18 protein-coding genes and 1 riboswitch are annotated in these 17,655 nt (G+C 72.0%); of the genes, 5 read left to right on the plus strand and 13 right to left on the minus strand.

Annotated features, from left to right (window positions below):
- Window positions 1-28: 28 nt before the first annotated feature.
- A riboswitch (cobalamin riboswitch) is annotated at window positions 29-151 on the minus strand.
- A 188-nt stretch (window positions 152-339) separates the two neighbouring features.
- On the plus strand, window positions 340-1,173 hold the full coding sequence (locus VKG64_01190) for a metal-dependent hydrolase (protein ID HKB23639.1): 834 nt from the start codon (window positions 340-342) through the stop codon (window positions 1,171-1,173).
- 19 nt (window positions 1,174-1,192) lie between these two features.
- On the opposite strand, the gene VKG64_01195 is transcribed toward VKG64_01190, so the two are convergent.
- The 3 genes from VKG64_01195 to VKG64_01205 are packed head-to-tail and all read right to left on the minus strand — an operon-like array spanning window position 1,193 to window position 2,795.
- Window positions 1,193-1,651, minus strand: a complete 459-nt coding sequence (locus VKG64_01195) for a cyclic nucleotide-binding domain-containing protein (protein ID HKB23640.1) — start codon at window positions 1,649-1,651, stop codon at window positions 1,193-1,195.
- A complete protein-coding gene (locus VKG64_01200; protein HKB23641.1) occupies window positions 1,651-2,430 on the minus strand; it encodes a DUF169 domain-containing protein in 780 nt (259 codons plus the stop codon). Before VKG64_01200 ends, VKG64_01195 begins: the two co-directional genes overlap by 1 nt.
- The gene (locus tag VKG64_01205) at window positions 2,430-2,795 is read right to left on the minus strand and encodes an RNA-binding S4 domain-containing protein (GenBank protein ID HKB23642.1); all 366 of its coding nucleotides are present in this window, start codon (window positions 2,793-2,795) and stop codon (window positions 2,430-2,432) included. The genes VKG64_01200 and VKG64_01205 overlap by 1 nt, the downstream gene beginning before the upstream one ends.
- A 23-nt stretch (window positions 2,796-2,818) precedes the next feature.
- On the opposite strand from VKG64_01205, the gene VKG64_01210 reads away from it, so the two are divergent.
- Window positions 2,819-3,493 (plus strand): DUF3047 domain-containing protein, encoded by a 675-nt coding sequence (locus VKG64_01210; protein ID HKB23643.1) that lies wholly within the window; start codon window positions 2,819-2,821, stop codon window positions 3,491-3,493.
- On the plus strand, window positions 3,490-4,170 hold the full coding sequence (locus tag VKG64_01215; GenBank protein ID HKB23644.1) for a ferritin-like domain-containing protein: 681 nt from the start codon (window positions 3,490-3,492) through the stop codon (window positions 4,168-4,170). Before VKG64_01210 ends, VKG64_01215 begins: the two co-directional genes overlap by 4 nt.
- Here the strand turns inward: VKG64_01215 and VKG64_01220 are convergent.
- The 9 genes from VKG64_01220 to cobS form a co-directional block, all read right to left on the minus strand.
- Window positions 4,167-5,030, minus strand: coding sequence for a hypothetical protein (locus VKG64_01220; GenBank protein HKB23645.1), 864 nt, complete (start codon window positions 5,028-5,030; stop codon window positions 4,167-4,169). The two genes, VKG64_01215 and VKG64_01220, sit on opposite strands and share 4 nt — an antisense overlap.
- A 208-nt stretch (window positions 5,031-5,238) precedes the next feature.
- Window positions 5,239-6,855, minus strand: a complete 1,617-nt coding sequence (gene ggt / locus VKG64_01225; GenBank protein HKB23646.1) for a gamma-glutamyltransferase — start codon at window positions 6,853-6,855, stop codon at window positions 5,239-5,241.
- An 11-nt stretch (window positions 6,856-6,866) separates the two neighbouring features.
- Window positions 6,867-7,766 (minus strand): ABC transporter permease, encoded by a 900-nt coding sequence (locus VKG64_01230; GenBank protein HKB23647.1) that lies wholly within the window; start codon window positions 7,764-7,766, stop codon window positions 6,867-6,869.
- Between the two features lie 13 nt (window positions 7,767-7,779).
- Window positions 7,780-8,724, minus strand: a complete 945-nt coding sequence (locus VKG64_01235; protein HKB23648.1) for an ABC transporter permease — start codon at window positions 8,722-8,724, stop codon at window positions 7,780-7,782.
- The gene (locus tag VKG64_01240; protein ID HKB23649.1) at window positions 8,721-10,277 is read right to left on the minus strand and encodes an ABC transporter substrate-binding protein; all 1,557 of its coding nucleotides are present in this window, start codon (window positions 10,275-10,277) and stop codon (window positions 8,721-8,723) included. The genes VKG64_01235 and VKG64_01240 overlap by 4 nt, the downstream gene beginning before the upstream one ends.
- Before the next feature lie 25 nt (window positions 10,278-10,302).
- Complete coding sequence (locus tag VKG64_01245; GenBank protein HKB23650.1) at window positions 10,303-11,274, minus strand: alpha-ketoacid dehydrogenase subunit beta; 972 nt, start codon at window positions 11,272-11,274, stop codon at window positions 10,303-10,305.
- Between the two features lie 61 nt (window positions 11,275-11,335).
- A complete protein-coding gene (locus tag VKG64_01250; protein ID HKB23651.1) occupies window positions 11,336-12,283 on the minus strand; it encodes a thiamine pyrophosphate-dependent dehydrogenase E1 component subunit alpha in 948 nt (315 codons plus the stop codon).
- Between the two features lie 60 nt (window positions 12,284-12,343).
- Window positions 12,344-12,958, minus strand: a complete 615-nt coding sequence (locus VKG64_01255; protein HKB23652.1) for a histidine phosphatase family protein — start codon at window positions 12,956-12,958, stop codon at window positions 12,344-12,346.
- Window positions 12,937-13,683 carry an adenosylcobinamide-GDP ribazoletransferase gene (gene cobS, locus VKG64_01260; GenBank protein ID HKB23653.1) on the minus strand — a complete coding sequence of 249 codons (747 nt, stop codon included), beginning with the start codon at window positions 13,681-13,683 and terminating at the stop codon, window positions 12,937-12,939. The genes VKG64_01255 and cobS overlap by 22 nt, the downstream gene beginning before the upstream one ends.
- Before the next feature lie 126 nt (window positions 13,684-13,809).
- Here cobS and VKG64_01265 point away from each other — a divergent pair, with 126 nt between their 5' ends.
- Complete coding sequence (locus VKG64_01265; GenBank protein ID HKB23654.1) at window positions 13,810-15,552, plus strand: phosphoenolpyruvate carboxykinase (GTP); 1,743 nt, start codon at window positions 13,810-13,812, stop codon at window positions 15,550-15,552.
- Between the two features lie 101 nt (window positions 15,553-15,653).
- Entirely contained in the window at window positions 15,654-16,112 is a 459-nt protein-coding gene (locus tag VKG64_01270) for a hypothetical protein (protein ID HKB23655.1), read from the plus strand.
- 3 nt (window positions 16,113-16,115) lie between these two features.
- Here the strand turns inward: VKG64_01270 and VKG64_01275 are convergent, their stop codons facing one another.
- On the minus strand, window positions 16,116-17,645 hold the full coding sequence (locus tag VKG64_01275; GenBank protein ID HKB23656.1) for an acyl-CoA carboxylase subunit beta: 1,530 nt from the start codon (window positions 17,643-17,645) through the stop codon (window positions 16,116-16,118).
- Window positions 17,646-17,655: the final 10 nt, after the last annotated feature.

The following is a 17,655-nucleotide window of genomic DNA, read 5'->3' on the forward strand; positions in this document are numbered from 1 at the left end:
GACCGGTTTTCGAGGTGCGCGCCCGGGCAGGTCTCCTGGCTCTCGGATCGTCCTACTCCCCGCGCCTTCCCGGCCTCGCGGCCAGTGGCTCTCGCGGGTTTCGTCCCCGATTACAGTGACGGGGTCGCGGCGGCTTTCAACCGCCTTCCCTGGGCCCGTCGGGGCATCCCGGGGCGCGAGCTACGCGGGGACGGTAGCAGAATCGCCGAGGCTCCGCAACGCGGCGGCGCGGCAGGAACCGGCGGGCGCTGGCGGTCGTTCCTCGGCGTAAGGGCCTTACCGCCCCTGCGCGCTCGTGATAACGTCTTGCAGCTTTCCCACCCACGGGAGGAACGGGCCATGGAGATGGAGCGACGCGACTTCCTGAAGCTGGCCGCCGGGGCGCTCACCTACTCGCTCGCGACCGAGCCCGCCTGGGCGCAGACGTCGAAGATCGAGGTGCAGTGGCTCGGGCAGTCGACGACGAAGATCACGACGCTCACCGGCAAGGTCATCGTCATCGATCCCTGGATGACCACCAACCCCAAGACCCCGCCCGGCTTCAAGAACCTCGACGCGCTCGGCAAGGTCGACGTGATCCTCGCGACCCACGGCCACTTCGATCACACGACCGACGTGAAGGAGCTCGCCGAGCGCACCGGGGCGATGGTGCTCAGCCCGGTCGGTCTCGGCTTGAGGATGGTCGATCTCGGCTGGGTAGCTCCCGAGAAGGCGGTGAACTTCGGCAAAAGCGGGCGCGTGAATCCGCTCGGCCCGCAGATCACGATCACCCAGGTGCGCGCGGAGCATTCGTCGGAGGTCACCGTCACCGACCCCGTCACCAAGAAGAGGACGACCTATGCGGCCGGCGAGCCCTCGGGCTTCATCGTCGAGCTCGAGAACGGGTTCAAGATCTACCACATGGGCGACACGGGGCTCTTCGGCGACATGCGGCTGATCGGCGACTACTACAAACCGGACCTCGTCATGCTCCCGATCGGCGGCTTCTTCGTCATGGACCCGCGCGACGCGGCCTACGCGACGAAGGAGATGCTCCGGCCGAAGTTCGCGATCCCGTTCCACTACGGGACGTTCCCCGTGCTCAAGGGCACGCCCCAGGAGTACCAGGCGGCGCTCGGCCAGACGACGACGCAGGTCTTCCCGCTGAGCCCGGGCGACAAGCAGACGTTCTAGGCGGACGCGCGGGAGCGACTCAGGCGGTCTGCGAGCGCTCGTGAGCCCGGATGCGGCGCGAGAGCGTGACGAGCATGCGCTCCGTCACCTCAGGGGCCTGCTTGAGGAACGTCCAGAAGTGGAGCCGCTCGATGACGAGCAGGCGCAGGTCGGTCTCCGCCTTGACCGTGGCGGAGCGCGGCTCGCCGTCGAGCAGGCTCATCTCGCCGAAGAACTCGCCGGGCCGGAGCCGCACCCTCTTCTGCGGCGAGACCGTCACGAGCGCCGTGCCGTCCACGATGATGAAGAACTCCTCGCCCGGCTCGCCCTGGCGGCAGAGCACCGTGCGCTCGGGGACCTCGACGACCTTCGAGATGTCGGCGATCGCGCGCAGCTCCTTCCCGCTGTAGTCCTCGAAGAGCGGCACGCGCTCGAGGTGCCGGATCTTGGTGTCGCGGCCGACGCGGAAGCCCTCGAACATCCGGCCGATGAGCCCCATCACGCCCCCTTCGTGTCTTTGTCGGCGTAGCTCCTGGCCAGGCCCGCCGCGGCGTCCGTCTGGATACCGTAGGGCGGGACCGGATAGCGCAGCCCGTTCTTCGAGAGCGCGGCGAGGCCCTCGATCACCTTCGGCAGATAACGCGGCGGGATCGCCATGAGCAGCTCGTCGTCGGCGACGCCGCCGTAGCGCCGCTCCGCGTAGCACGGGATCGTGAGGGCGGGCTCGCCGGTCTTGAGCGCCTTGCCCCACGAATCGGCGCACGCCGACTCGCCCACGGACGTGAAGCTGAGCTTCCGGTAGCCGCTCCACTGCAGCCCGTTGATGAAGAAGATCATCTGGCCCGGGGTGCCGTAGATCAGGCAGATGTCGGGCGGGTCGAGGCGCCCCGACGTGAGCGGCGCGACCGCCATCGCGCGGTAGCGCCCGTGCGGCACGCAGTCCATCGCGTGCTGGTGGAGGCTCGCGTCCTCCTGCGTCTCGAACCACACGCCCGCCATGCGCCGGCCGGAGAGCCATTCCGCGTCCTGGGGATGCAGGCCGATGACCGCGCCGCACTGGGCGCCGGCGAGGTCGGCCATCGTGACCCCGACCGTCCAGCCGAGCTGCCGCGCCTGGGCGACGATCTGGTCGGTCGTGTGCCTGGCCCTCGGCCGGCGGATCTTCGGGATCGCCTCCATCTCCTCGACGGTCTCGAAGAGCTTCATCCCGATCGGGATCGAGCGCAGGCGGAGATACTGGTTCAGGCCTTCCACGATCGCGTGCCAGTCGTAGGTCATCAAGATCCCCTCAGGCGCTCGAGCGCGCGCCGCTCGCGCTTGGTCGGCCGGCCCGCGCCCGGCGGACGGTACGGCGGGGGCGCCTGGCGCGGGCGCGGCGGCGTCAGGTCCTCGTAGAGCGCGCGGGCGACGGGCGCCGCCCCGCGCGTGTCGGAGAGCGCCAGCACCCTCACGATGCGCCGGTCGCGCGGGAGCGTGATCCGGAGCCGGTCGCCCACCCGCACGGCCTTCGCCGGCTTCGCGGCCTCCGCGTTCACGTCCACCTTCCCGCCGGAGCACGCGGCGGCCGCGAGACTACGCGTCCTGAAGAAGCGCGCGGCCCAGAGCCACTTGTCCACGCGGAGCGAATCGGCGGCCTCGGGCACGGGATGAAGGTATCATAGCGGCCATGCCGGCCCGCATCGCGACGCTGCTCGTCGCCCTGTCGCTGGCCGCCGCGGCGTGGGCGGCCGACGTCCTCCTCGTCGAGGACTGGTCGAAGGTTCCGCTGGGCGCGAAGGGAATTCCCGACGGCTGGAAGGGCGACCAGGTCTGGGGCGACCCGAAGCACGACTTCACGATCCTCGAGAACGACGGCCACCGTGTCCTCCACCTCCGGAGCCAGGACGAGAGCTCCACGATCACCAAAGAGCTCAAGGGCAAGTGGCGCCTCAAGGACACGCCGATCCTCGAGTGGAGCTGGAAGGCCGTCGCGCTCCCCAAGGGCGCCGACTCCCGCCACAAGCGCACGGACGACCAGGCGGCGCAGCTCTACGTCGTCTGGCCACGCTTCCCCAAGGAGCTGCGCTCGCGGCTCATCGGCTACGTCTGGGATACGACGGCGCCCGCGGGGCTCATCGTGCCGAGCGAGAAGACCAGCATGGTCACCTACGTCATCGTCCGCTCGGGCCCGGCCGAGCTCGGCAAGTGGCTCACCGAGCGCCGCAACGTCGTGGAGGACTTCAAGAAGATCTACGGCGAGGAGCCCGACAACCCGGGCGCCATCTCCATCGCGATCGACTCCGACGACACCAAGTCCACCGCGGAAGCCTACTTCGGAGCGATCAGCTTCAAGAAGCCGTGAGCGGTGAGGGTGCCCCCCCGGCCCGGCACTTCGTCAGCGGCCTCGCCGACGAGAACGCGGCCTTCTGGCGGGACCGCGACGTCCGCCTCGACCCCGCGGCGGCGCCCGCGGCGCGGCTCGAGCAGATCCGCTACCGCATGCGCCAGGGCGTCTACAACGAGCTCCGCTCGGTCGAGCTGATCGCCGCCTGGATCCCGCACGTGCCCGAGCGCGAGATCCGCGAGCTCCTGCCGGGCCAGCTCGAGGACGAGCAGCGCCACTACCAATTACTGAGGTCCCGGCTCCTGGACCTCGGCGAGGACCCCGACGGCTACCGCCCGCTGCCCGAGTGGGAGGCGCTCTTCGATTGGTTGATCGCCTGCCGGACGCGCCCGACGCTCGAGAAGCTCGCGATGTTCCAGTTCGCCGGCGAGACCCAATCGTGCGAGGGGTTCGAGACGCTGATCTCGCTGGCGCGGGACGTGGACCCCGAGACCGCCGAGCTCTACCGGACGCGGATCCTGCCCGATGAGTACCGGCACGCCGCGATCGGCTGGAAGGCGCTCACGCTACTGGCCGACACGCCGGCACGGCAGGCGAGCGCCCGCGCCGCCTGCCGGGAGATGAACGATCGGGTCTTCGCCGCCTACCGCGCCCACCGCGCCCGCGCCGACCGCGGCGCGTCGCGGGGCGCCTAGCGGCTCTCGGTGAGGTGCGGGACGAGCGTGACCAGCTCGACCGCCGTGAGCTCCGCCGCCACGCCCGCCGCGTCCACGAGGGCGCGGTCCATCGCCTCGACGTACCACTGCCCCGCGGGCGACTCGACGAACCGCACGTACTCGGCGAGCTCGACGTCGGTCAGCTCGCGGTAGGCGAAGAGCATGTGCTGCAGGCACGCGATCCGAATCGGCGTGAGCGCCTGGATCCGGGCGAGGCTGATCCGCTCCTCGAGCTGGTCCGACGTGAGCCGGAGGTGCGCGGCACGGAGCGGCGCGCTCGAGCGCGCGAGGCTCCGGACGAGCGTCATCGCGACGTCGAGCGTCGTCTCCGACGCGCCGGCGCGCTCGTCGAGCCGCTGCACCAGCCCGAGGCGCTCGTCGGACGGCAGCGGCGTCCCGCCGCGCTCGGCCGAGATCGCCGCGACCTCGTGCCGGGTGATCCGCCGGCCGAGCGGCGAGCGGTACCAGGCGAGCGCCGCGCCGAGCTTCGCTCTGTCCACGCGCCGGCCCAGCTCGAGCCGGACGCGCGTGTAGAGCATCTCGGGGTCGAAGTGCCGCGCGGCGATCCGATCCATCTCGACGCGGTCGCGGGCGTCGATCCCCGCGCGCAGCTCCTGGAGCTCGGCGCGGATGCCGAGGGCGAGCGCGCCGAGCTGGGCGCGGAGCCCCGACAGCTCGAGTAGCTCGTCCACGGCGGCGCCGGTGGTGTTGGAAGGACGCTCGAGACGGGGAGCCGGCCCACGCTCCACGGCGCTGCGCAGCACCGCCGCATCGGTGGAACCCGCGCCCCACACGAGCGTCGCGCCGCACAGCAGGGAGAGCGTCCAGCCACGGACCATCGCCCGCCTCCTTCGAGGGTCGCCTCAAGCGCCCTACGCTTCCGGAATGCATTCCCGGTGCCGGGTAATGGGCCTTGCGCGACGCCTACTTGGACGGCGGGTTTGCCCGCCTGGCGAGAATCCGGCCAGGGGCATGGTGAGGTAATCACCGGGTGTCCGGTTGCCGGGAATCACCCCCCGAACGCCGGAGAATTGCCGGGGACGGGCCTCAGACCGCCAGCGCGTAGCCGTCGCGACGGGGGTCGGCGCCCGCCATGAGCGCGCCGGACTCCCGGTCGCGGACGATCCCCTGCCCCCCGCCCACGATCCAGGACCAGTCGGCGATCGTGTTGACCTCGTGGCCGCGCCCGGCGAGCGCCGTGCGGGTCTCGGCCGGGATGCGCGCCTCGGCGTCGAGCAGCCGGTCGCTGTAGACGCGCACGCGCGGCGCCTCGATCGCCTCCTGGATGTTCATGCCGAACTCGAGGACGTTGAGGAGCATCTGCGGCGTCGTCTGGAGGATCCCGTAGGACCCCGGCGTGCCGACGGACACGGCGAACGCGCCGTCGCGGAAGACCTGCGTCGGCGACATCATCGTCCCCGCCTTCTTGCCGGGGCGGACCACGTTCGGCGACTCGGGGTCGCGGTCCATCCACTTGAGGATGTTGTTGAGGACGACGCCCGTGCCGGGCACGGCGAATCCCGAGCCGAACGGCACGCCGAGCGTCTGCGTGACCGAGACGACCGTGCCGGCGGCGTCGGCGCACGCGAAGTGGGTCGTGTGCTCGTTCTCGAACTTCGCGGGGTGGCCTTCGCGGATCTCGTCGGGCAGCCGCACGCGGTTCCAGCGCTCGCCCTCGCTCCGCCCCGCGCGCGCGGGATCGATCCGGGCGCGCTGCGCGGACGCGTAGGTCTTCGACAGGAGCCCGCGGATCGGCACGTCGGGCGAGTAGGCGTAGGCCAGCCGGTCGGCGGAGCCGAGCTTGATCGCCTCGATCAGGTGATGGAGGTACTCGACGGAGTTGTGACCCCACGCGGCCACGTCGAAGCCCTCGAGGATGTTCAGCGTCTCGAGCATCTGGAAGGCCGAGAACGGCGGCGGGACGGAGTAGACGTCGTGCCCGCGGTACCGGATCGTCGCCGGCTCGCGCCACTCGGGCGCGAAGCCCGCGAGGTCCTCCTCGGCGAGCCAGCCCCCGGCCTCCTGGACGGCGCGGGCGATCGCCTTCGCGACGGGCCCGCGGTAGAAGACCTCGCTCCCGCCCTCCGCGACCTGGCGGAGCGTCACCGCGAGCTCCTTGTAGGTCACGACGGCGCCAGCGCGCGGGCCACCGTTGCCGAGGTAGAGGCGCTGCGCCTCCCGCGAGCGGCCGAGCGTGGCGCGCGCCGCCTCGAAGAAGTCCACGTTCTTCCACGTCAGCGGCACGCCGCCCTCGGCGAGCTCGATCGCCGGGCGGAGCGCGGCGGCGCGATCCATCGAGCCGAAGCGCTCGAGCGCGGCGAGCCAGCCGCCGAGGTTGCCCGGCGTCGCGCACGACTTCGGGCCGCCCGCGAGCTCGTCCTCGGTGCAGCGCCCGGCGTCGGCCGCCTTGGGCGCGCGCCCGATGAAGTCGAGCACGTGCCGCTCGCGGCCGCGCGAGATCAGCATGAGGCCGATTCCGCCCGCGCCGGACATGAACGGCTCGACGACGTTCAGCGTCGAGCCGACGGCGACGGCCGCGTCCACGGCGTTGCCGCCGGCCAGCAGCATCCGGATCCCCGCCATGGAGGCGAGCGGGTGGGCGGAGGTCACGACGCCCCGCGTTCCCATGACCGTCGGACGGTAGGCGTTCCGGTGTGGCGGCATGTCGTTTCTCCTCAGGTGGCGCGCTGCTTTTCGGTCTGGAGCCCGCGGATCTTGGGGTCGAGCAGGTCGCGCAGGCCGTCGCCGAACAGGTTGAGGCCGAAGATCGTGAGCATGATGGCGGCGCCGGGATACAGGACGAGCCACGGGGCCTGCTGGAGGTAGAGGCGCCCCTCCGCGAGGACGTTGCCCCACGAGGGCACCCAGGGCGGCACGCCGACGCCGAGGAAGGAGAGCGCCGCCTCGGTGAGGACGGCGGCGGCGAACACGAAGCTCGCCTGGACGATCACCGGCGAGAGGCAGTTGGGCAGGACGTGGCGGCCGATCAGCGTCAGGTCGGAGGCGCCCAGCGCCCGCGCGGCCTCGACGTAGGACGTCTCGCGGATGACGAGCACCGAGCCGCGCACGACACGGGCGACGCGCGGCGAGTAGACCACGGCGATGGCGACGATCACGTTGACCACGCTCGGCCCGAGCGCGGCCATCAGCGCGATGGCCAGCACGATCGCCGGGAACGCCATGAGCCCGTCCATCACGCGCATGACGAGGTTGTCCAGGCGGCGATAATACCCGGCGACCAGCCCGCAGGCCACCCCGACCACGAACGACAGCGCCACCACGGCGAGCCCGACGAGCGAGGACAGCCGCGCGCCGTACACCACGCGGCTCCAGACGTCGCGCCCCACGTCGTCGGTGCCGAACCAGTGCGCGCGGCCCGGCGCCGCGAGGCGCCCGGCCACGTCCATGTGGGCGGGGTCGCCGGCCAGGAGCGGCGCGAGCGCGCCGACGGCCGCGATGACGAGCATCACGAGCGCGCCGGCCAGCGTGGTCTTGCGCCGCACCAGCGCGACGAGCCAGCGCGGGCCGACGCGGGCGCGGGCCGCCCCGGGGCGCGGCAGCGCGATGACGCTCATGCGCGGCGCACCGTCACCGGTATTTCACCCGCGGGTCGAAGACGAGATACGACAGGTCCACGGCCAGGTTGATCAGCATCGAGACGCCGGCGATGCAGAGCACCACGCCCTGGATCACGGGGTAGTCGCGGCGCAGCACCGCCGAGATGATGAGCCGCCCGAGCCCCGGGATGTTGAAGACGGTCTCGACGACGACCGCGCCGGAGATCAGGATGGCGAACGAGATGCCGATGATCGTGACCGTCGGGATCATCGCGTTCTTGAGCGCGTGCTTGTAGACCACCGCCCGCTCGCCCAGCCCCTTGGCCCGGCCGGCCATGATGAAGGGCTCGCCGAGCACGTCCAGCATGGACGAGCGCGCGATGCGCGCGATCAGCGCCGACTGTACCAGACCGAGCGCGAACGCCGGCAGCACCAGCGAGCGCAGCGTCCTCGCCAGACCGTCCTCGAGGGGCGAGTAGCCTGCCACCGGGAACCAGCCGAGCCACACCGAGAACCACAGGATCAATAGCAGCCCCAGCAGGAAGTTGGGAATGGACACGCCCAGCAGCGCCACCACCATCAGCGCCTGGTCGGTCGCCGAGTCGTGATGGCGCGCCGAGATCACGCCGGCCGGCACACCGATCGCCACCGCGATGGCGATGGCGAAGAGCGTGAGCAGCAGCGTCGGCTCCACGCGGTCGAGGATCGCCTCGGTGACGGGCTTGCGCAGGAAGATCGACTGGCCGAGGTCGCCCCGGGCCAGCCGCGCGTACCAGCGCACGAGCTGCACGGGCAGCGGCGCATCGAGGCCGAGCTGCCGCTCGATGCGCCGCACGTCGTCGGCCGAGGCGTCGGGCCCGGCGATGACCGAGGCGGGGTCGCCCGGCGCCAGGTGGATCAGCACGAACGCCACCGTCGCCACCACCAGCGCCACCGGGACGAGCGCCAGGAGCCGGCGGGCGACGTAGGTCTTCATCTAAGCCATACGTTCCAGAGGTTCAGCTCGTTGGTGGGGCGGTGCCCCTGCACCTCCTTGCGCAGGACCTCCAGCGTGAAATAATCGCCGAACTTCACGCGGCCGACGTCCTCGTAGAGGATCTGCTGCACCTTTTCCCACATCGCCCGGCGCTTGCGGGGATCGGTCTCCCGCCCCAGCGCCTCCATCCACTGCTCCTTGTCCTCGTGGCACCACCACCCCGGCCAGTTGCAGATGGCGGCGGTGCTGAAGGCGGGCTCGGGGTTGAAGGTGAAGCCGGTGGAGAACACGTCCCACAGCTCGGGCTTGTTGCGCCGCTGCACCAGCGTCGCCCAGTCGACCACCTGGAGGTCGATCGTGAGGCCGACGGCCTCGAGCTGCTGCTTGGCGACGAGGGCGTTCTTGTACATCCACTGGTACTCCTTGGTGCTGATCCAGCGCACGGGCTGGCCGCGGTAGCCGGCCTCCTGCAGGAGCTTCCGGGCTTTCGCGACGTTCTTCTGGTTGTAGAGCTCGGCGCCGGCCCGGCTGTGCCACTGCGGCTGCTCCTGGAACTGCAGGCCGGGGTCGAGGCGGTAGAACGCCTTGTTGCCGAAGCCCGCGGCCATGATCGGCTCCATGTCGAGCGCGGCCTGGACGGCCTGGCGGAGCCGCCGGTCGGTCATCAGGCCCTGCTTGTGGTTGAGCACGGCGGTGGACCACGCCGAGGGCTTGATGATGGCGGGCACGACGCCCGGCGTCGTCTTCACGCGATCGTACTGGTCCTGCTGGATCTGCTGCGCGTAGTGGTACTCGCCCGTCTCGACGCCGGCGAGCCGCACGGCCACGTCCGGCACGGGGATGAAGAGGATCTCGTCCAGGTACGCCGTGCGCTTGCCGCCGAAGCCGTCGGGGGGGTCGGTCCGGGCCACGTAGTCCTTGAAGCGCGCCAGCCGCAGGTGGCGGTCGGGCCTGTGCTCGACGAACCGGTACGGGCCGGTGCCGATGTACTCCTTGACGGCGTTGTCGCCGGCGGCGTCGACGACCTCCTTGGGGTAGACGACGGCGCCGTTGTTGGGTCGGGCCAGGCCCATGAGCAGCGAGCCCGAGGGCTCCTTGAGGTAGATGACGACGGCGTACGGCCCCTTGGCCTCCACGGCCTCGACGTTCTTCCAGAGCTGCTTGCCGGGCGTGGCCAGCCGGCCCCAGCGCTTGAGCGAGGGCACCACGTCGGCCGAGGTCAGCTCCTTGCCGTTGTGGAACTTGACGCCGCGCCGCAGGGTGAAGGTGTACGTGCGGCCCCTGTCGGACACGGCGTGGCTCTCGGCGAGGAGCGGGATCGCGCCGTAGCTCGCGTCGTAGGTGTAGAGCCCCTCGTACATGTGCCACGTGATCTGCTGCACGATCACCGCGGTCGTCGTGTGCAGGTCGAGCGTCGGCGGCTCGCCGATCATCGCCGCCTTGAACACGCCTCCCGCCTTCGGCTGGTCCTGGGCGGCGAGCGACGGGCCGGCCACGAGCAGCAGCACGAGCGCGAGGGCGGCGACGCCGCCGGGGCCGGTCAGTCGGCTCATAGTGGCGACTCCTTTCGGTGACGGGCTACTTCAGCACCTGGCGGACGGCCGCGACGACGGCGTCCGCGTCGGGCGTCGCGAACTTCTCCAACGGCGGGCTGAACGGGATCGGGATGTTCGGCCCGGCGACGCGCGCGATCGGCGCGTCGAGATCGTCGAAGCACTCTTCCATGATCACCCAGGTGAGCCAGGCGCCGGTCGAGCCGCGCATCGGCCCCTCCTCTGCGATCACAACGCGGTTCGTCCGCCGTACCGAGGCGGCGAGCGTCTCGCGGTCGAGCGGCACGAGGCTCCGCGGGTCCACCACCTCGACCTCGACGCCCTCCTCCGCGAGCCGCCGCGCCGCCTCGAGGCCCTCGTGCACCATCCGCGCGGTGGCGATCACGGTGACGTCGCGGCCGCGGCGCTTCACGTCGGCCGCGCCGAGCGGGACGAGCGCCTCCGCCTCCGGCACCTCGCCGGTCACGCGGTAGAGGCCGCGGTGCTCGAAGAGGAGCACGGGGTCGGGGTCGCGGATCGCGGTCTTCAGCAGGCCGCGCGCGTCGGCCGGCGTGGACGGGATGCACACCTTGAGCCCGGGGATGTTGACGAACCACGCCTCGACCGAGTTCGAGTGGTGGCCGCCGCCCGAGCGGCCGATCCCGTAGGGCATCCGCAGCACGAGCGGGCAATCCACCTGGCCGCCGAACATGTAGCGCGACTTCGCGATCTGGTTGGCGACCTCGTCCATCGCGCACGTGACGAAGTCGGCGAAGTGCATGTCCACGACCGGGACGAGGCCCGTCATCGCCGCGCCCAGCGCCGAGCCGACGATCGCCGCCTCCGAGATCGGCGCGTTGAGCACGCGCTCGGGCCCGAACTCGTCGACGAGCCCCTTGGTGACGCCGAACGGCACGCCGAGCACGATGTCCTCGCCGATGCAGTAGACGCGCGGATCGCGCCGCATCTCCTCGCGGAGGGCCAGGTTGAGCGCGTCGCCGAAGTCCATCACCGGCATGGAGCGCCGTCCCGGTGGGGGGGTCTGGGGGAGGAGCGGCGATCGCTCCCCCCCAGGACGATCAATCCCGCCATGGATAGTAGGCGAAGAGGTCGGTGAGCGCGTCGCGGGCCTCGGGCAGCGGGCTCGCCTCGGCGTGCGCGACCGCGGCGTCGATCTCGGCCGTGATCCCGTCGCGGATCCGCCGCGCCCCCGCGTCGTCGAGCAGCGCCCGCGCGCGGAGCGTCTGCTCGAGCCGCGCGATCGGGTCCGTGCGCCGCCCCTCGGCGACCTCGTCCTTGCCGCGGTAGACCTGCGGATCGCCCTCGAAGTGGCCGACCCAGCGGATCGTGTGCGCCTCGACGAGCGAGGGTCCCTCGCCCGCACGTGCCCGGGCCACGGCGCGCGAGACGGCGTCGTGGACGGCGAGCACGTCGTTGCCGTCCACGGAGTCGCCGGGGATCCCGTAGCCCGCGGCGCGCCGCGCGATCGAGCCGCCGGCGGCCGAGAGCGCGCCGGCCGTCGTCGAGGCCCAACGGTTGTTCTCGCAGAGGAAGACGACCGGCAGCTTCCAGAGGGCCGCCAGGTTCACGCCCTCGTGGAACGGGCCGCGGTTGGCGGCGCCGTCGCCGAAGAACGTGAGGACCACCTGGCCCGACTTCCGCTGCCTGATCGAGAGGCCGACACCCGGGGCCAAGACGCAGCCCGACGCGAGGACGCCGTTGGCGCCGAGGTAGCCCACGGACGCGTCGGCGATGTGCATCGTGCCGCCCTTGCCGTGGCAGATGCCGTTCGCCTTGCCGTAGAGCTCGGCCATGAGGCCCCCGAGCGAGCCGCCCTTGGCGACGAGGTGGCCGTGGCCGCGGTGCGTCGAGAGGACGTAGTCGTCGGGCCGGAGCGCCGCGCACGCGCCGACGGCGACGGCCTCCTGGCCTACCGAGGTGTGGAGGAAGCCTGGGATCCTGCCGCCGGCGAACAGCTCGCGCACGCGCTCCTCGAAGAGCCGCACGCGCAGCATCCCCGCGTACATCGAGAGCAGAGGCGCCTCACGATTCGGGCCCGTCACACGCGCTCCGCATGCGCCCGCGGATTATAGCACCGCGCGCTCGTTGAGCCGGCGGAGCTCCCAGCGCGCGCCGACGCGCGCCAGGACCGTGAGCGCGCCGTAGTCCTGGCCGAGCGCCAGGAGTCGCGCGCGCGGCAGCCCGAGCGCGGCGCAGACGAGCGCGCGGTTGGTCCCGCCGTGGGCGACGATCGCGACGGCCTCGCCCGCGTGGGCACGGACGATCGCCTCGAACGCGGGCCACGCCCGCGCCTCGAGGTCGGCCACGCTCTCGCCCTCGGGAAACGGGAACTCGCCGACGCGCGCCATCCAGTCGGCGAACGCCGCGGGCTCGCGGCGCCGGATCTCTTCCGCGCGGAGCCCCTCCCAGCGGCCCATCGCCATCTCCCGGAGCGCGCCGACCACGACGGGCGCGAGCCCGTGGGGCGCGCCGATGATCTCGCCGGTGCGCCGCGCGCGCATGAGATCGCTCGCGAAGACGGCGGTGAGCTTGACGCCGGCGAGCCGCGCGGCCTGCGCCCGGCTCTGCCGCTCGCCATGCGGGGAGAGGGGCACGTCGAGGTGGCCGATGAAGCGGCGCGTCTCGGCGAGGACCACCTCGCCGTGACGCAGGAGGTAGATCAGGGTCGCGCGCGCGCCCACACCGACACCGCCAGGAGCCCGGCGAGCTCGGCGACCTCGATCGCCGCGCCGAGCACGTCCCCCGTCACGCCGCCGAGCCGCGCCGCCATGAAGAAAGCGAGCGCGAACGCCGCGGCGACGGACATCACGACGACGAGCGAGCCCGAGACGCCGCCCAGCACGGCGAGCGCGAGGGCCGCCGCCAGCGCGAGAGCGAGGAGCGCGGCGCCCGCGCCGAGGCCGTCCCTGAACGCGGCGCCGTGACCGTCCGCGCGGGCCGGTCGAAAACACCGCGCGAGGAGCGCCGGCGTCGCGCGCCCGAGCGCCGGCAGGACGAGCAGCGCGCGCGTGCGCGCGCTCGGCGGCAGCCCGGCCACGGCGGCGGTCTCGAGGAGCAGGAAGAGGACGAGCCCGACCGCGCCGAAGACGCCGAGCCGCGTGTCGCGCATGATGCGGAGCCGCTGCTCGGCGTCGCGGCCGGCGAGGCCGTCGAGGCAGTCGGCGAGGCCGTCGAGGTGGAGTCCCCCGGTCAGCGCCTTCCAGGCGGTCACGGTGAGGGCCGCGGCCAGGAGCGGGGGGAAGAGGCCCCCCGCGACCCGCTCGACGCCGGCGAGCACGGCCCCGAGCGCGAGCCCGACCACAGGGAACCACGGCGCGGCGCGGCCGAGCGCCTCCATGCCGTGCGCCACGCCCCCGGGCACCGGCACGATCGTCAGATAGCGCACGGCCCGGACGAGACCCGTCACGCGGCGATGCTAGCACGCGCGCCGCTTCTCGTTGACACGGGCGCGGACCCGCGGTGACAATCGCCACGAGCCGCAGCGGGCGGCGCCCGCATCGGTCGTTTACCCGAGGACGGAGAGAGGACACGCATGAGCGTGACCAGCCTGGCCGAGAAGTGGGTGGACGAGGCCGCCGCCCTCACCCGGCCCTCCGAGGTCGTCTGGTGCGACGGCTCGGAGGCCGAGTACGACGGGCTCGTCGAGACGATGCTCCGCGACGGCACGCTCCTGCCGCTGAACCCGCGTACCTACCCCGGCTGCTACCTCCACCGGAGCCACCCCCAGGACGTCGCGCGCACGGAGCAGCTCACGTTCATCTGCTCGCGGGAGCGCGGGGACGCGGGCCCCACCAACAACTGGATGGCGCCGGCCGAGGCCAAGACGAAGGCCGGCGCGCTGTTCCGGAGCGGCATGCGCGGCCGCACGATGTGGGCGATCCCGTACCTGATGGGCCCGGCGGGCTCGGCGATGAGCCGGGTGGGGCTCATGGTCACCGACAGCGCGTACGTCGTCGCGAGCATGCACATCATGACGCGCGTCGGCCCGGCGGCCATCAGACAGATGCGCGGCGACGACGACTTCGTCGCGGGCCTCCACTCGCTGGGCGACCTGTCGCCGGACCGGCGCCTGATCCTCCACTTCCCCGAGGAGAAGCTCATCTGGAGCGTCGGGTCGGGCTACGGGGGCAACGCGCTCCTCGGCAAGAAGTGCCACGCGCTCCGGATCGCGTCGGCGCAGGCGCTCCGGGAGGGCTGGCTCGCCGAGCACATGCTCATCATCGGCGTCGAGGACCCCGAGGGCCGCGTGACCTACCTCGCCGCGGCGATGCCGAGCGCCTCGGGCAAGACCAACCTCGCGATGGTCGTCTCCCGGCTCCCCGGGTGGCGCGCGTGGACGCTCGGGGACGACATCGCCTGGATGTGGGTGGACGCGCAGGGCCAGCTCCGCGCGATCAACCCCGAGCGCGGCTTCTTCGGCGTCGCGCCGAACACGAGCCCCAAGACCAACCCGAACGCGACGGCGATGGTGCGCTCGAACACGATCTTCACCAACGTCGCGCTGACGCCCGCGGGCGAGCCGTGGTGGGAGGGCCTCACCCCCGAGGCGCCCGCCGGGGTCGTGGACTGGCAGGGCCGGCCGTGGCGGCCCGGGGACGGGCCCGCCGCCCATCCGAACTCGCGCTTCACCGTCCTCTGCCAGCAGTGCCCGTCGATCGCGCCCAACTGGGAAGACCCGCAGGGCGTCCCGATCTCCGGGATCATCTTCGGCTCGCGCCGCTCGAACGTGATCCCGCTGGTGTTCGAGGGCTTCGACTGGACCCATGGCGTCTTCCTCGGCTCGGCGATGTCCACCGAAACGACGGCGGCGATCACGGGGAAGGTCGGCGTCGTGCGCCGCGATCCGATGGCGATGATCCCGTTCTGCGGCTACAACATGGCCGACTACTTCGCCCACTGGCTCGCGACGGGCCGTCGGCTCGGCGCGCCGCCGCGCATCTTCCGCGTGAACTGGTTCCGCCGCGACGCCGACGGCCGGTTCCTCTGGCCGGGCTACGGCGAGAACATGCGCGTGCTGAAGTGGATGGTCGAGCGCATCCGCGGCACGGCGCGCGCGGAGGAGACGCCGATCGGCTGGGTGCCCGCGCCCGGCGCCCTCGACACCGACGGGCTCGACCTCCCGCCCGAGCGCCTGCGTGAGGCGCTCCGCTGCGACGCCGCCGAGTGGCTGCAGGCGCTCGGCGACCTCGGCGAGTTCTACGACCAGTTCGGCGCACGCCTGCCCGCGCCGATCGCGGAGAAGCTCGCGGAGGCCCGGCGCCGCTTCGGCGGCTAGCCGATCCCCCGCCGTTTCCGCTTGGCCGCCGGTCGCAGCGCCACCTATAGTAATCCCTGGACGCCGTCGGGCCCGGGCCTCGGCGCGCCACGGAGGCCGCGATGAAGAAGACGCTCATCGTGCTCGGCTCGGCGTTCCTCGTCCTGATCGTGGCCGGGCTCGGGGTGTTCGCCGCGGCCTACTGGGTCGCGGTCCGGGCCGACGCCGCGGGCAAGGCCTACGTGGACCGCGTGACGCCGCCGATCATCTCGGCGTGGAGCGCGGAGGCGCTGGTCGCGGAGGCGAGCCCGGAGCTCCTGAGCGTCGCGCCCCGCGCGCGGATCGACGCGCTGATGGACGCCTTTTCCAAGCGTCTCGGCGCCCTCCAGCGCTACGGCGGCGCCACCCGCCAGCACTACGTCGTGAACTTCACGCTGCAGGGCCCCGTGGTCACCATGACCTACTCCGCGGACGCGGCCTTCGAGAACGGGCCCGCGACGCTGCGCCTCCGGGCGGTCAGGCGCGCCGGGCAGTGGAAGCTCCAGGAGCTCTACGTCCAGTCCGACGCGCTCCTGCGGTGAGCCTCAGACGGGATAGACGCCGTTCCGGCGCTGCGGGAACTCGTGGACCTTGGTCCGGGCGTAGGCGAAGCGCTTGATCAATTCGTCGCGCAGCGCCGAGCCCGGCACGATGTCGTCCACGAGCATCTCCGAGGCGAGCTTGTGGATGTCCACGTCGCGCGCGTACTCCTCGCGCTTCTGCTTGACGTACGCGGCCCGCTCGCCCTCGGGCAGCTCCATAATCTTGTTGTAGTAGACCGCGTTGACCGCGGGCTCGGGCCCCATGATCGCGACCTGCCCCTGCGGGAGCGCGAGCACGGCGTCGGGCTCGAAGGCCGGGCCGCACATCGCGTAGAGCCCGGCGCCGTAGCACTTGCGGACGATCACGGAGATCTTCGGGACCGTCGCCTGCGAGGTCGCGAAGATCATCTTGGCGCCGTGCCGGATGATCCCCTCGCGCTCGACCTTGCTGCCCACCATGAAGCCCGAGACGTCGGCGAGGTAGACGAGCGGGACGTTGAAGGCGTTGCAGAGCCAGATGAAGCGCGCGGCCTTGTCGGAGGAGTCCCTGAAGAGGACCCCGCCCTTCACCTTCGGCTGGTTCGCGACGACCCCGACCGCGCGGCCGCCCAGGCGCGCCAGGCCGACGATCACCTCGCGCGCGAAGAGGCGCTTGATCTCGAACCACGACCCCGCGTCCACCACGCGGCCGATGACCTCGTACATGTCGAAGTACTTGCGCTGGTCGTAGGGCACGATCTCCTCGATCGCGCGCCCGGCCGGGGGCTCGGCCGCCTCGCGCGCCGGCGGCGGCTCCCGGTACGACTGCGGCATGTACGCGAGGTACTGCTTGGCGAGCTCGATCGCCTCCTCGTCGGAGGCCGCGAGGACGTCGCCGCAGCCGGAGACCTCGCAGTGCATGCGCGCGCCGCCGAGCTCCTCCTGCGTGATCTTCTCGCCGATCGCCATCTCGACCATGCGCGGGCTGCCCACGTAGAGGGAGGCCTTGCCGTCCACCATGATCACGACGTCGGTGAGCGCGGGGAGGTAGGCCGAGCCCGCGGGCGACGGGCCGAAGAGGATGCAGATCTGCGGGACGACGCCCGAGAGCTGCACCTCGTTGTAGAAGATGCGCCCGGCGTGGAAGCGCCCGGGGAAGATCCGGATCTGCTCGGAGATGCGCCCGCCCGCCGCATCCACGAGGTAGAGCATCGGGACCCGGAGGCGCGCGGCCTTCTCCTGGATCCGCACGATCTTCTGCACGGTCTTCTCGCCCCAGGAGCCCGCCTTGACCGTGTAGTCGTTGGCCATGACGCAGACGGGGCGCCCGCCGACCGTGCCGACGCCCGTGACCACGCCGTCGGCGGGTGTGTCCGCCTCCTCGGAGCGCGCGAAGAGCCAGTCCTCCTGGAACGGGGAGCCGGGGTCGAGCAGGAGCTTCAGCCGGTCGCGGACGAAGAGCTTGCCCTCCTCGCGCAGCTTCTCGCGGTACTTCACGTGGCCCTGCTCGATCCGGGCCCGCTCCTCCCAGTACCGCTCTTCGCCCTTGCCCACGCGGTCTCCG

This window comes from Candidatus Methylomirabilota bacterium (genome assembly GCA_035260325.1).
Classification (GTDB): domain Bacteria; phylum Methylomirabilota; class Methylomirabilia; order Rokubacteriales; family CSP1-6; genus AR19.